This window comes from Polymorphospora sp. NPDC051019 (assembly GCF_040683055.1).
GTDB lineage: Bacteria > Actinomycetota > Actinomycetes > Mycobacteriales > Micromonosporaceae > Polymorphospora > Polymorphospora lycopeni.
Map to the genome: position 1 here is coordinate 258,951 of NZ_JBFBCH010000004.1, position 12,617 is coordinate 271,567.

A 12,617-nucleotide genomic window follows, 5' to 3' on the forward strand; every position below is an offset into this window, starting at 1 on the left:
TCGGGCGGCTATTCGCCGGACGGGGCGGGGAGCTGGACGCCGAGCCGGACGGGCGTGCCGAAGTTGGGTGTCCCGTCGGCGTTCCAGGTGAACTTCTGGGCGCGGGTGGAGCGGTTCATGTCGCAGCCGCCGCCGGCCGAGTCGTTGGCGTGATAGACGATCCAGTCCTCGGTGCCGTCGGGTGACTTGAAGAAGCCGTTGTGGCCGGGGGCGTAGACGCCGTTGGCGTCGCTGCGCTGGAACACCGGGGTCGGGTGCTTGGTCCACGACGACGGGTTCAGCGGATTGCTGCCGGTCAGGGTGAGCAGGCCGAGTTTGTAGTCGGGGCCCCAGCAGGCGCTGGCCGAGTAGACGATCATGGTCCGGCCGTTGTGGTAGAGCGGCTCGGGTCCTTCGGCGACCGGGTGGGTCTGCCGCTCCCAGCTCAGCGTCGGCGAGCTGAGCCGGACCCGGGAGCCGCTGATCGTCCACGGGTTGCTGAGCGGGGTGATGAACAGGCTCTGGCCGTTGCTGCCGCCGTTGTAGGTGCCCAGCAGGTAGAGGTTGCCGTTGACCTTCAGGACGCTGGCGTCCAGTTGCCAGTCGCTGCCGAGGTCGGCCTTGAAGGTGTATGGACCCATCGGGTCGGTGCCGGCGCTCTCCAGCACGTGCAGCCGCTGGGTCGGGTTGAAGTCGCTGACGTTCTGACCGGCGACGTAGTAGAGGTACCAGCGGCGGCCGTTGGGTCCGTCGAGCAGGTGGAACTCGGGGGCCCACATGTTGCAGCAGCCGTTCGGGCGCCCGGAGAGATCGAAGACGACCTGCTCGGGGGCGCCGAAGATGCCGCTGAGTGTGCTCGACCGGCGCATCGTGATCGTGGAGTTCCAGGTGGTCGTGGCCAGGTAGTAGAAACCGTTGTGGTGTTGCAGCCACGGGTCCGGGCCGTTGCGCTTGATCGGGTTGGTGAAGGTCCCCGGGGTGCCGACCACCGGTCCCAGGTTGACCATCCGCCACTGCTGGTTGTTTCCGTCCAGGTCCTGGTACTGCGAGACCATCGCGCCGTCTGCCGTCGACCATTCCCACACGTCGAGGGCCTTGCCGCTGTGCCGGTTGATCAGCCGTACGTGGCCGCCGGCGGAGTCGGCCAGCCGGAAGTGCTGCCGGGTGCTGCCGTTGTCGGCGTTCTGGACCAGTTGGACACCGTCGTTGGCGTTGGGCAGTTCGAGCACCTTGCCGCTGTGCCGGGACTGCACCCGGAAGAAGCCGTTGCCGGCGTCCAGGAACCGCCACTGCTGCCACGCGCCGTCGTTGCGGGCGTACTGGTTGATCGGGGCGCCGTCGTTGGTGGCCAGGTTGTAGACGTCGAGCGCCTTGCCGCTGTGCCGGTTGACGAGCACGTAGTAGGCGTTGGTGTCGACCGTGGCGGCAGAGGCCGCCGGCATGGCGACGGCCGCGGCGGTGCCCGTGACGACGAGGACGAGGCCGGCGGCGAGGCCCGCGCGCCAGCGCGGCCGCGTGCGGTGGGGTTGCTTCTCACGGATGGGTGGCATCGGCCCGCTCCCTGCCGTCGACGGAATGCATCGATGATGGTCGCGTTAACAATATGGCTTGTCAAGCTGACGCTCGGCGTTGGTCGAGCGGGATCGCTGTTTGATCTACCTGCTCGGACATGGGATGGAGTAGCAACTAAATAAGCTCAAACGCTTGATAAGCGTCGATGTTAGCCTTCACAATGCAGGCGGCTACCAGTGACCGGCGGGCCGCGTCCGCCGCCGACCGGACCGTACGAGGAGACGCCGATGACCAGCCCCGCCGCGCCGCGCCCCGCCGGCCTCGTCCGCCGGGTCGCCACCGCGACAGTGCTCGCCGTGCTGGCGAGCCTGCTGCCGGCGGCACCGGCCCCCGCCGCCCCGGCGGTCAACCACACCAACCCGCTGGTCACCCAGCGGGCCGACCCGCACATCGTCAGGCACACCGACGGCTACTACTACCTGACCGCCACGGTGCCCGAGTACGACCGCATCGTGCTGCGCCGCGCCACCACCCTGCAGGGGCTCTCCACCGCCCCGGAGACTACGATCTGGCGCCGGCACACCAGCGGCGAGATGAGCGCCCACATCTGGGCACCGGAGATCCACTTCATCAACGGCCGGTGGTACGTCTACTTCGCCGCCGGCCGGGCCGACGACATCTGGCGGATCCGGATGTACGTGCTGGAGAACTCCGCCGCGAACCCGCTCGGCGGCTCGTGGACCGAACGCGGCCGGATCACCACGCCGTGGGACACCTTCGCCCTGGACGCCTCGACGTTCGTCGCCGGCGGGGTGCGCTACCTGACCTGGGCGCAGCAGGAGCCGGGGATCGCCACCAACTCCAACCTCTACCTGGCGCGGATGGGCGCCGACCCGTGGACGATCACCGGCCCGGTGACCCGGCTGACCGTGCCGACGTACGACTGGGAGACCCGGGGCTTCCGGGTGGCCGAGGGGCCGGCGGTGATCCAGCGCAACGGCCGGATCTTCCTGACCTACTCGGCCAGCGCGACGGACGCCAACTACTGCCTCGGCCTGCTGACCGCCGCCGCGACGGCGGACCTGCTCAACCCGGCGTCCTGGACGAAGAGCCCGACCCCGGTCTTCGCCAGCAACGCCGCCACCGGCCAGTACGGTCCCGGCCACAACTCGTTCACCACGTCCGACGACGGGCAGAGCGACATCCTCGTCTACCACGACCGCAACTACCGGGACATCAGCGGCGACCCGCTCAACGACCCGAACCGGCGGACCCGTATCCAGAAGCTGTACTGGAACGCCGACGGCACGCCCAACTTCGGCATCCCGGTCCCCGACGGCGCGACCCCGGTACGGCTGCGTTCGCACGACCTCGCCGCCAACTTCGTCCGCCACTTCGCCTACCGGGGCCGGGTCGAGCCGAACGTGACGAACCTGGCCGACTCCCAGTTCCGGATCGTCACCGGCCTGGCCGGCGCCGGGTCGGTGTCGTTGGAGTCGACCAACTTCCCCGGCCACTACCTGCGGCACCGCAACTACGAGATCCACCTGGAGCGCGACGACGGCTCGGCCCTGTTCCGGGCCGACGCGAGCTTCGTACGCCGGCCCGGACTGGCCGACGGTGCCGGGATCTCGCTCGAATCGGGGAACTTCCCCGGCCGGTACGTCCGCCACCGCACCGGGCTGCTGTTCATCGAGCCGGTGGGCACGGCCGCCGAACGGGGGTCGGCAACGTTCCACCTGGAGTGACAGCGGTCGCCGACGCTCACTGGTCGACGGTGAAGATCACGTGCTTGCCGTCGCGGGCGGCGCGCTGGAAGAAGGCCACGAGATCGGTGAAGTTCGCCCAGGTGTATTCGAAGTCCTCGGCGCCGTGGTTCACGCCGTAGTCCTCGACGTCGATCGCCCGGTAGCCGGCGAGCAGCCGGTCGCGGTCGACCGGGACGAGCGCTTCGGCGACGTCGCGTACCCGGTCCGGGGTGAGGAGGCTGACGATGTAGTCGTCGTCCTCGTGGACCTGGAGACCGCCGAGGACCGCCGCGTTGAGGGGATAGTCGCCGTTGTCGTAGCCGAGCAGGCCGTCGGTGAGGCAGCGGTGGATCGCGTCCCAGGCCTTGTCGGTCTCGCAGTGGTCGACCTTGTCCCAGGCCTCCTCGATCCCGGTGACGATCGCCATCACCGCCGCGTCGTCGTCGGCCGACAGCAGCCGGGCCGCCGCCTCCTCGTCGATCGCGAAGTGCACACCGAGACTGCTCATGACCCGTTCTCCTCCACCGGAACCCGAAATGCCTGGCGGGAGGGTACGGGAGCGGGCCGACGCATCCGGGCCGGGCGGGGGGAAGCCGCCCGGCCCGGATCGTCAGCGGATCACGGGGGCGAGATGCCCGGGGCCGCGCCGGACCCGAACGACCATCCCTCCACAGTGCCCGGTGCCGGGTTGTAGCTGCTGGCGCCGAGCGTGCTGTACGACCAGCTGCCGCCGGCCGGGGCGTGCCAGTACGACCAGTACGCGCTGGCCGGCGGGGTGTTGACGCACGGTTCGGTGGCAGCGGTCGGCAGCCCGTCGAGGCGGCAGACGAACGCCAGCCCCCACCGGGCCGTCCCGGTGACGGCGAAGCCGGCGCCCTGGAGGGCGGCCAGCCCGGTGGCCGGGTCGCCGGGCGCGCACCGTACCTCGATCGACCCGCCGAAGGCGGTGAAGTCGACGACGACCGTGACGCCGGTCGTCCCGACGCAGGCCGCGGCGTGCGCGGCCCGGGGTGCCGGCTCGGCGACGGTGAGGCCGGCGGTCAGCAACAGGAGCGCGGCGAGGGTCGCGGCCCAGCGTCGGGTTCGCGCGATCGCCGTACTCACCGGCACGCCAGGGTGGGCGCGGCGCCGCGGGCGCCGGTGGCGGAGAGCTTCGCGAAGCCGACCGCCGCCAGCCCCGGGACGGCCTGGGCGGTGGCCCGGGGCGCGGTGGCCGGGTCGAAGCCGGCGCCGGTGTACGCGACCGCGCCACGGTCGGCCACCGGGCCGGAGCAGCCGACCTGGAGGCCGAGCAGGAAGATGTTCGCCCTGGCGGCGGCGATCAGCCGCCCGCCGGCCCACAGCGCCTGGGCGGCGAGACCGGTGCTGTTGGCGTTCGGCTCGCCGGCCGCGTTGCCGAACGAGCCGTTCGCGGCCTGTACGCCGGTCAGCCAGGCGAGCCCGGCCGCCGCGTCGGCGTACCGGTCGACGGCCAGCAGGGCCTGCACGGCCAGCGCCGTCGCGTCGACGTCGCTGACGCAGGTGGCCTGGGCGAACAGCAGCGGGTAGCCGCCGTCGGCGCAGCGGCTGCCGGCCAGGAACGCGGCGGCGGTGGCGGGGGCGCCGGCCGGGGTGCGGTCGAGGGCGAGCAGGGCGAAGGACTGGCTGAAGGCGTTGCTGTAGTCGCCCCACGCGGACCGGTCGGAGAACCGGCCGGACGGGTCTTCCAGGCCGCGCAGTCGGGCGACCAGGTCGACGTCGCCGAACGCGGTCGGGTCGGCACCCCGGACCTGGGCGGCGAGGGTGAGCTTGGCGGTGGCGCCGGCGTACGCCTCGGTGCCGCCGTCGCCGACGTAGCCGGTGAGGATCTCCGGCCGGGCGAGCCAGGTGAGCGCCTTGGCGCCGTTCTCGTCGGCGACCTTGGCGGCGGCGAACGCGAAGATGGCGTCGATGGTGAGGCCCTGGTCGGGGTAGCTGACGCCGCCGAACTCGGTCTCGAAGCGCTCGCCGTCGACCATCTGCCGGGCCAACCAGCCGGCGGCGGCGTCGGAGCGGCTCAGGGTCGGCGGGGCGGCGGCCGCGGCGGCCGGTGTCGCGACGGTGAGGGCGGCGGCGAATATGCCGCACAGCAGGGCGGGGAGTTTGTGCCGGGATAGCGAGCGGACCATGTGTGGGCACGCCTTTCCGGCCCGAAGGTAACGAGGCCGGAGGTCCCTGCGCTCACGGTGCGCGGTGGGGATTTATCCGGACTCCGTCCCGTGGGCCACGACGGGTGAGGAGCGGGTTTGCGCGCAGGTGGGCATTCGGGCTCACCGCCGGGCACAATGCAGTGCTCGACGGCCTACCGTTGCGGGCCAGCGCCGGACTTCGACCGGACTTCCCCCACGGTGCACGCATCTTCTGTTGTGGACGGTAAGTCTTTCCGAGTCGCCCGCCCGGTGTCAATCCGCTGGTGGGTGGCATGTGCCACCCCGGATGTCACCCTCCCGACAGTCACTCTCCGCAATGTGGCAACGGTGCGACGGACGTGAATTCGAAGGGCCCGTATCCGCCGGGTTCGTCAGATGATCTACCCGTTTCTAACTGAATGATCATCGTCTATAGTGATGCTCGGCGACGTGGCCAGGTGGCATTGCTGCCGGGTGCATTCTTTCTGGATCTCGGCAAGCAGGGGAGACCGGGTGAAACCACTGCACCACGGTCAATGTCTGGCGCGAATCCGGCCGCCCATTGTGGCGTAGCTCGGCCACCGCCCAGCCCTGACCGATCCATTGCCGTAAGGCTGATGGGGGGAGACCTGTGACCACCGAACTCTGGAATCCGGCGACCTTCGACGCGCTGCGGCGGCAACTGATCCCGTCGTTCGACCTCCTCTACGGCAGCGCGGTCAGCGTGGTCGCCATGTCGGTGCCCCGCCGGCCCCGCATCCTCGACCTGGGCGCCGGCACCGGCCTGCTCAGCGCGGCGCTGCTGGAGCGGCTGCCCGACGCCGAACTGCTCCTCGTCGACCGGTCGCAGCCGATGCTGGCCAAGGCCGTGCGGCGCTTCGAGACCGTCGAGCACGTCCGCACGCTGGTCGCCGACCTCACCGACCCGCTGCCGGTCGGCCCGTTCGACGCCGTCGTCTCCGGTCTGGCGATCCACCACCTGCCGCACGAGGGCAAGCGCGACCTGTTCGCCCGCATCCGCGACGTACTGCGCCCGGGCGGCCTGTTCGTCAACGTCGAGCAGGTGCTCGCGCCCACCCCGGCGATCGAGGCGCTCTACGACCGCCAGCACGAGAAGCACGTGCACGACTCCGAGACACCGGCCGACGAGTGGGCCGCCGGCCGCGAGCGGATGAAGCACGACATCTGCATCGACGTCGACACCCAACTCGACTGGCTGCGGCAGGCCGGCTACGCGCAGGTCGACTGCCTGGCCAAGGACTGGCGGTTCGCCACGTACGCCGGGTGGACGGCATGACCACCGAAGACCCGGACACGCTCTACACGGCCGTACGCGCGGTCGCCGCGGCCCGCCCCGACGCACCCGCCGTCGAGACCACGGGAGGAGACGCGGTCAGCTACACCGAACTGGTCGCGCTGGTCGACCGCCTGGCCGGCGGCCTGGCCGCCCGGGGCGTACGCGCCGACGACAGCGTCGCCTTCGCCATGCGCAACAGCATCGGATACGTCGCACTGATCATCGCCGTGGCCCGGCTCGGCGCCCGCTACGTACCGCTGATGGGCAACTTCGACGCGGCCGACCTGCGCACCGCGCTGGACCGTACCGAGCCGGTCCTGGTGGTGACCGACGGTCACCGCGAGCTGCCGCCCGGGCCGCCCACCGTGGGCCTCGACGAGCTGGGCGCCGCCGACCCGCTCGCGGAGCCCGCCACCGAGGTGCACCACCGGATCTTCCGCACCCTGTGGACCTCCGGGTCCACCGGCTTCCCGAAGCTGATGGCCTGGCGGCAGGACAAGTTCGTGCGGGAGCGCCGTCGCTGGATCGCCGACGTCGACATCCGCGACACCGACGCGTTCCTGTGCCGGCACACCCTCGACGTCGCGCACGCCACCGACCTGCACGTCTTCGCCGCGCTGCTGTCCGGGGCCCGCCTGGTGCTGGCCGACCCGGCCGCCCCGGCGGACGTACTGCTGCGCCAGCTCGCCACGTACGGGATCACGGTGATGAGCGCGCTGCCGAAACACTACGAGGACCTGGTGGCGGCGGCGGACGGCGAGGTGGACCTGTCCCGGCTGCGCCGGCCGCTGTGCGGTGGCGCCTACCTGCCCCCGGCCGTCATCCGGCGGGCCGACGAGGTGCTCGGCATCCGGATCCGGCAGATCTACGGCTCCACCGAGTTCGGTCTCGCGCTGGGCAACATGACCGACGAGGTTCAGGCCGACGCCGGCATGATCCCCGTACGCGGTGTCGGCACCCGCCTGGAACCCTTCGTCGAGACGGTCGGCACCGAGCCGGACATCGGCGAGCTGGTCCTGAAGTCGGACTGCACCAGCGAGGGCTACCTCGGCAACGACGAGGCCAACGCCCGCACCTTCCGCACCCCCGAGTTCTGGACCGGTGACGTGGCCCGCCGCGGACCCGACGGCTCCTACCGCATCCTGGGCCGGGTCTCCGAGGCGCTGGCCACCCCGGCCGGGCCGGTGCTCGCCCCGATGCTCGACGACGAGATCGCCGGAACCGGCGCCGTCGACACCGCGGTCTGCCTCGCCGTCCACCCCGGACGGTACGCCGCCCAGGTCGCCGTCGCGGTCCGGCCCGCCACCGGCCGGTCCACCGACGAGGTCGGCAAGATCGTGGAGGACGTCCTGCGCGCCCACGGGCTGGACGGCACCGTCCGGTTCGTCGACGAGATACCCCGCACCCCGGTCGGCAAGATCGACAAACCGCTGCTGCGGCACCGCCTCGGCCTTTCCGGAGGATCCCGATGAGCATCCACCACGACCGCGGCGCCGGCCCGACCCTGCTGGTCGTACCGGGGCTGGCCGCCACCGCCGGCTTCCTCGCCGAGGCCGTCGCCGACCTCGCCGCCGACCACCGGGTGGTCACCGTCGAACTGCCCGGCCACGGCCGCAACACCGGCGGTACGGCGTCGCTGGCCGCCGCCGCCGAGGACGTGCACCGCACCGTCGAGGCGCTCGACCTGCGCGACGTGACGCTGCTCGGCTGGTCGCTCGGCGCCACCGTCGCGTACGGCTACCTCGAACGCTTCGGTGCCGCCCGGACCGCCGGGCTGGTCTCCGTCGAGCAGACCCCGTGCCTCGTCGGCGACGACGGCTGGCCCTTCCCGGCCTTCGGCAACCTGACCACCGCCGCCGCCGCGCAGTTCGGACAGGCCATCGCCGCCGACTACGGCGCGTTCGCCGACAACCTGGTCCGCGGCTCGTTCGCCGCCGGCGCCGACCCCGATCCGGCGGTCGTCGCCGACCTGGTCGCGCAGGCCGGCCGGTGCGACCCGGCCGCGGTCGGCGCGCTGCTCGCCGACGCGGTCGCCGCCGACTGGCGGCAACGGGTCTCCCGGCTGGGCGTCCCGACCCTGCTCGTCCACGGCGCCCGCAGCCAGGTCTATCCCGGTGCCGTCGGCGGCTGGCTCGCCGACGCGATCCCGGGCGCCCGGCTGGAAACCTTCGCCCACAGTGGACATCTGCCGTTCGTCGAGGAGCGCGACAGGTTCACCCGTACGGTCCGCGAGTTCGTCGCCCGGGTCGCCGAGCCGGCCCGCACCCATGGGAGTGAAGCCGATGGCTGAAACCACCGCCGCGTCCCCCGCCCGCCGGCTGAGCTGGATCTACCCCGACCGGGGTACGGCCTGGCAGCGCCGCGCCGAGGACGAGGCCGTCTGGGAGCCCTACCGGAAGGTGGCCGCCGACCTCGGCCTGGAGATGACGCTCAACAAGCCGGAGGAGATCGCGGTCGACACCACCGACGCGACCCGGCCCAGGCTCTACCTCAACGGCGACCCGGTCACGCCCGCCGACACCATCTTCGTCACCTCGCTCTACTCGCTGCCGCACCAGAGCCAGGACGTGGAGAACCAGCTCTTCCTCTTCACCATCCTGGAGCGGGCCGGCTTCTACCTGCCGATCCCGCCGGCCCTGTCCTACATCGGCGAGGACAAGACCGCCACGATGCTGCACCTGCGGGACAGCCCGGTGCCGCTGCTGCCGACCGTACGCGTGATCGGCGGCCGGGAGGCGATGAGCGGGCACTTCGACCCCGCCTTCGCCAACCTCGACTACCCGATGATCGTCAAGCCGGCCTACTGGGGGATGGGGCTCGGCATCTCGGTCGTGCACAACGTGCACGACCTGCGCGGCGTCATCGGCCTGGCCGGCGGCTCCGACACCGCGCTCGTCGCCCAGCCCTACCTGCCCGGCGTGCACGAGAAGCGGGTCTACTGCGTCGACGGCCGGGCACACACCGTGCTGGAGGGCGTCAAGGACGGCTACTGCCTGATGGTCACCAAGGCGGTCGGCGGCCGCCACGAGCGCGGCTACGCCAGCCTGCCCGCCGACCTGGAGGACGCGATCGCCTACGCGGCCTCCCGGCTGCCCACCCCGTACTTCTGCGTCGACTTCCTCATCGACGGCGACCGGTACTGGATCTCCGAGATCGAGCTCGACGGCGCGGTCGCCTTCAACGGCGACCCCGAGCAGGACCGCATCGCCGGATCCATCGTCCGGTCCCGCTTCCAGGCATACCAGGCCGGCCACGCCGCCTTCCTGGCCGGCGGGGGAGGCCCGGCGTGACCATCGGCCGCCTGCCCTGGCACGACATCCTCGCCCAGGCCCGGTGGCTGGCCGACCACGGCGGCGCGCCGGTCCCCGACGACGCCGCCGGCCTGGAAGGGTTGGCGGTGACCGGCCCGGCCGAGATCCTCGCGATCTCCCGGCACATGTCGCGCGACGGGGGCGGCATCCTGATGTCCAGCGGCGGCACCACCGGGCGGCCGAAGCTGACCTTCGTCAGCTACCACCAGGCACACGACCGGCTGCTGCGCCAGTGGCGGCCGCTCGCCCCCGGCAACCTGATGCTCAACCTGTTCACCCCCGGCCGGATGTGGGCCTCGCACTACTACATGCAGGCGCTGGCCGAGCACAGCCGCTGCGACATCATCCCGGCCGGCCCGCACTCGCCGGCCGAGATCGCCGACTGGATCCCGATGTGGAACGACGTCGGCGTCGACGCGGTCTGCGGCACCCCGACCGCCCTGGCCGACCTCGCCCGCGGCGTACTCGACTCCGGCCTCGTCCTGCCGCTGAGGAAGCTGATCTGGATGGCCGAACCGTGGACCGACGACAAGGAGAAGACGGTCCGCGCCGCCTTCCCCGACATCGGCTTCTGGGGCAACTACGGCTCCGTCGAGACGTACGTGATGGCCACCAACACCCCGGCCTGCGACCTGTCGGTGCTGCACCTGATGCCCGACCAGGTCATCGAACCCGACGACGCCGGCGCACTGCTCTCCCGGCGCGGCACCGGATGGACGGTGCCGACGGTCCGCTACCGCCTCGGCGACCGGGTCGCACCCGCCGAATGCCGCTGCGGCCGCCCGGACGCGCTGCGCGTACTCGGCCGCGCCGACGACGCGATCAAGCTGCACGGCGCCCTCGTCGGGATCGGCGAGGCCCTTTCGGTCGTACGCGCCCAACCCGGCGTCCGTGACGCCCAACTGGTGCTCACCCGCGGCACCGAGTCCCGCCACTCCGTACGGCAACTCACCGTCCACTTCACCGGCGACGCCGACCCCGGCGCGGTCCACGAGCGGCTGCTCCGCGAGTTCTACGACCTGGGCGTCATCGCCCAACACCACCCGGACGCGATCACCACCGAACGGGTCACCGCCCTCGGCCGGGTCGAACGCACCAACAAGATCCCACCCATGCTGTGGCGGGAAGCGGCCCAGCCCTGACCACGACCGACGAGCACCCACGGAGCGGACCGACATGACGAAGATGCGGGGCAACCCGTGGGCGATCCTGGCCGTGCTGGCGCTGGCCTACTTCCTGACCCAACTGGACGTGGCGGTCCTGGCCGTCGCCATCCCCAGCGTGATGGCCGACCTCGACGCCACCACCGACCAGGTCGTCTGGTCGATCAGTGCGTACATCTTCGTGCTGGCGGTCGTGCTGATCACCGCCGGGCGGCTCGGCGACCTCTACGGCCGGCGCCGGCTGTTCGTGATCGGCGTCGCCCTCTTCACCCTCTTCAGCCTCACCGCCGGGCTGGCCGAGACCCCGGGGCAGCTCATCGCCTCCCGGGCCGCGCAGGGGCTCGGCGCCGCCCTGCTCACCCCGCAGACCCTCGCGCTGCTGGTCGAGTTCTTCCCGGCCGACCGGCGCGGCATGGCGCTGGGCATCCGGGGCGCGGTCGGCGGCGTCGCCGCCGTCACCGGCCCGGTCGTCGGCGGGGTGCTGGTCAGCGCACTCGACTGGCGGTGGGTCTTCCTGGTCAACGCCCCGCTCGGCGTCGCCATGCTGGTGCTCGCCTGGCTGGTCATCCCGGAGACCCGCCCGGAGCGCCGACACCGCCTCGACCTGCTCGGCGTACTCATCGCCTCGGCCGCCCTTTTCTGCCTCACGTTCGCGATCAGCCAGGGCGAGCGATACGCCTGGAACGGCTGGATCTGGGCGCTGCTCGCCGGCTCCGGGGTCCTCTTCGCCGCCTTCGTCGTGCAGCAGCGCGGCCGGCAGGACAGCGAACCGCTGGTCCCGTTCGGCCTCTTCCGCGACCGCAACTACACGCTGATGAACGCCTTCTCGCTGACCACCTCGGGCACCGTCATCGGCCTGGTCCTGGTGCTGTCGCTCTTCCTCCAGTCGGTGCTGGGCATGGACCCGCTCGCCGCCGGCCTGGTGATCGTGCCGGCCTCGCTGTTCTCGACTCTGTTCGACCCGGTCGCGGGCAAGCTCTCCGAACGCGTCGAGGGCAAGCACCTGCTGCTGGTCGGCGCGGTGCTGACCGCCGGCGGCATGCTGTGGGCGATGACCGCGATGTACGAGGGCGCCGACTGGCAGTCCTTCGTCGCGCCGATGAGCGTCATCGGGATCGGTAACGCCTTCCTGTTCACGCCGCTGGCCGTCGTCGCGCTCGGTGGCGTGCAGCCGAAACTGGCCGGCGCGGCGTCCGGCGTACTGGTCACCGCGCTCCAGATCGGCTCGATGATCGGCTCGGCCGCGGTCGGCGCCGTGCTCCAGGGCACCGGTGTCTCGGTCACCGCCGAAACGGCCCGTACGGCGATGCTGCTGCTCGTCGTGGTCGCCGCCCTCGGCGCACTGGCCTGCCTGGCGGCCCGCCCCAACCTGCGTACGGCGACCGACGGTCCGAAGCCGCCGCCGGAGAGCGACCCGGACCGGCCGGTGGCCGCCACCGCCGACCCCGTCGACCGGTAGC

Annotated in this window: 11 protein-coding genes and 1 riboswitch; of the genes, 7 read left to right on the forward strand and 4 right to left on the reverse strand. The window is 71.8% G+C overall.

Features of this window, described 5'->3' with window-relative positions:
• Nucleotides 1-8 precede the first annotated feature (8 nt).
• Nucleotides 9-1,421, reverse strand: a complete 1,413-nt coding sequence (locus AB0M79_RS10290) for a family 43 glycosylhydrolase (protein WP_364210984.1) — start codon at nucleotides 1,419-1,421, stop codon at nucleotides 9-11.
• A 357-nt stretch (nucleotides 1,422-1,778) separates the two neighbouring features.
• Between AB0M79_RS10290 and AB0M79_RS10295 the strand changes: the two genes are divergently transcribed.
• Nucleotides 1,779-3,239, forward strand: coding sequence for a family 43 glycosylhydrolase (locus AB0M79_RS10295; RefSeq protein WP_364210547.1), 1,461 nt, complete (start codon nucleotides 1,779-1,781; stop codon nucleotides 3,237-3,239).
• A 16-nt stretch (nucleotides 3,240-3,255) separates the two neighbouring features.
• Here the strand turns inward: AB0M79_RS10295 and AB0M79_RS10300 are convergent, their stop codons facing one another.
• From AB0M79_RS10300 to AB0M79_RS10310, 3 genes are all read right to left on the reverse strand, one after another.
• The gene (locus AB0M79_RS10300) at nucleotides 3,256-3,747 is read right to left on the reverse strand and encodes a YfbM family protein (protein WP_364210550.1); all 492 of its coding nucleotides are present in this window, start codon (nucleotides 3,745-3,747) and stop codon (nucleotides 3,256-3,258) included.
• Between the two features lie 110 nt (nucleotides 3,748-3,857).
• Entirely contained in the window at nucleotides 3,858-4,289 is a 432-nt protein-coding gene (locus tag AB0M79_RS10305) for a hypothetical protein (RefSeq protein ID WP_364210987.1), read from the reverse strand.
• A gap of 50 nt (nucleotides 4,290-4,339) precedes the next feature.
• Nucleotides 4,340-5,386, reverse strand: coding sequence for a peptidase (locus tag AB0M79_RS10310; RefSeq protein ID WP_364210553.1), 1,047 nt, complete (start codon nucleotides 5,384-5,386; stop codon nucleotides 4,340-4,342).
• Between the two features lie 108 nt (nucleotides 5,387-5,494).
• Nucleotides 5,495-5,634, reverse strand: a riboswitch (cobalamin riboswitch).
• A gap of 383 nt (nucleotides 5,635-6,017) precedes the next feature.
• Between AB0M79_RS10310 and AB0M79_RS10315 the strand changes: the two genes are divergently transcribed.
• Genes AB0M79_RS10315 through AB0M79_RS10340 form a run of 6 tightly spaced genes read left to right on the forward strand, consistent with a single transcriptional unit; the run spans nucleotide 6,018 to nucleotide 12,616 of the window.
• Complete coding sequence (locus tag AB0M79_RS10315) at nucleotides 6,018-6,683, forward strand: class I SAM-dependent methyltransferase (protein WP_364210556.1); 666 nt, start codon at nucleotides 6,018-6,020, stop codon at nucleotides 6,681-6,683.
• Complete coding sequence (locus AB0M79_RS10320; protein WP_364210559.1) at nucleotides 6,680-8,155, forward strand: AMP-binding protein; 1,476 nt, start codon at nucleotides 6,680-6,682, stop codon at nucleotides 8,153-8,155. Before AB0M79_RS10315 ends, AB0M79_RS10320 begins: the two co-directional genes overlap by 4 nt.
• The gene (locus tag AB0M79_RS10325; protein WP_364210562.1) at nucleotides 8,152-8,973 is read left to right on the forward strand and encodes an alpha/beta hydrolase; all 822 of its coding nucleotides are present in this window, start codon (nucleotides 8,152-8,154) and stop codon (nucleotides 8,971-8,973) included. Before AB0M79_RS10320 ends, AB0M79_RS10325 begins: the two co-directional genes overlap by 4 nt.
• Complete coding sequence (locus AB0M79_RS10330; protein WP_364210565.1) at nucleotides 8,966-9,973, forward strand: hypothetical protein; 1,008 nt, start codon at nucleotides 8,966-8,968, stop codon at nucleotides 9,971-9,973. The genes AB0M79_RS10325 and AB0M79_RS10330 overlap by 8 nt, the downstream gene beginning before the upstream one ends.
• A complete protein-coding gene (locus AB0M79_RS10335) occupies nucleotides 9,970-11,136 on the forward strand; it encodes a hypothetical protein (protein ID WP_364210568.1) in 1,167 nt (388 codons plus the stop codon). The genes AB0M79_RS10330 and AB0M79_RS10335 overlap by 4 nt, the downstream gene beginning before the upstream one ends.
• Nucleotides 11,137-11,170: 34 nt before the next feature.
• Nucleotides 11,171-12,616, forward strand: a complete 1,446-nt coding sequence (locus AB0M79_RS10340) for a DHA2 family efflux MFS transporter permease subunit (RefSeq protein ID WP_364210571.1) — start codon at nucleotides 11,171-11,173, stop codon at nucleotides 12,614-12,616.
• The last annotated feature ends 1 nt before the right edge of the window (nucleotide 12,617 follow it).

Excerpts from the sequence above, each read along its gene's own strand:
- AB0M79_RS10290 (WP_364210984.1), bottom strand. The coding sequence starts at position 1,421 with ATGCCGGCGGCCTCTGCCGCCACGGTCGACACCAACGCCTACTACGTG.
- AB0M79_RS10295 (WP_364210547.1), top strand. The coding sequence starts at position 1,779 with ATGACCAGCCCCGCCGCGCCGCGCCCCGCCGGCCTCGTCCGCCGGGTC.
- AB0M79_RS10300 (WP_364210550.1), bottom strand. The coding sequence starts at position 3,747 with ATGAGCAGTCTCGGTGTGCACTTCGCGATCGACGAGGAGGCGGCGGCC.
- AB0M79_RS10310 (WP_364210553.1), bottom strand. The coding sequence starts at position 5,386 with ATGGTCCGCTCGCTATCCCGGCACAAACTCCCCGCCCTGCTGTGCGGC.
- AB0M79_RS10320 (WP_364210559.1), top strand. The coding sequence starts at position 6,680 with ATGACCACCGAAGACCCGGACACGCTCTACACGGCCGTACGCGCGGTC.
- AB0M79_RS10325 (WP_364210562.1), top strand. The coding sequence starts at position 8,152 with ATGAGCATCCACCACGACCGCGGCGCCGGCCCGACCCTGCTGGTCGTA.
- AB0M79_RS10330 (WP_364210565.1), top strand. The coding sequence starts at position 8,966 with ATGGCTGAAACCACCGCCGCGTCCCCCGCCCGCCGGCTGAGCTGGATC.
- AB0M79_RS10340 (WP_364210571.1), top strand. The coding sequence starts at position 11,171 with ATGACGAAGATGCGGGGCAACCCGTGGGCGATCCTGGCCGTGCTGGCG.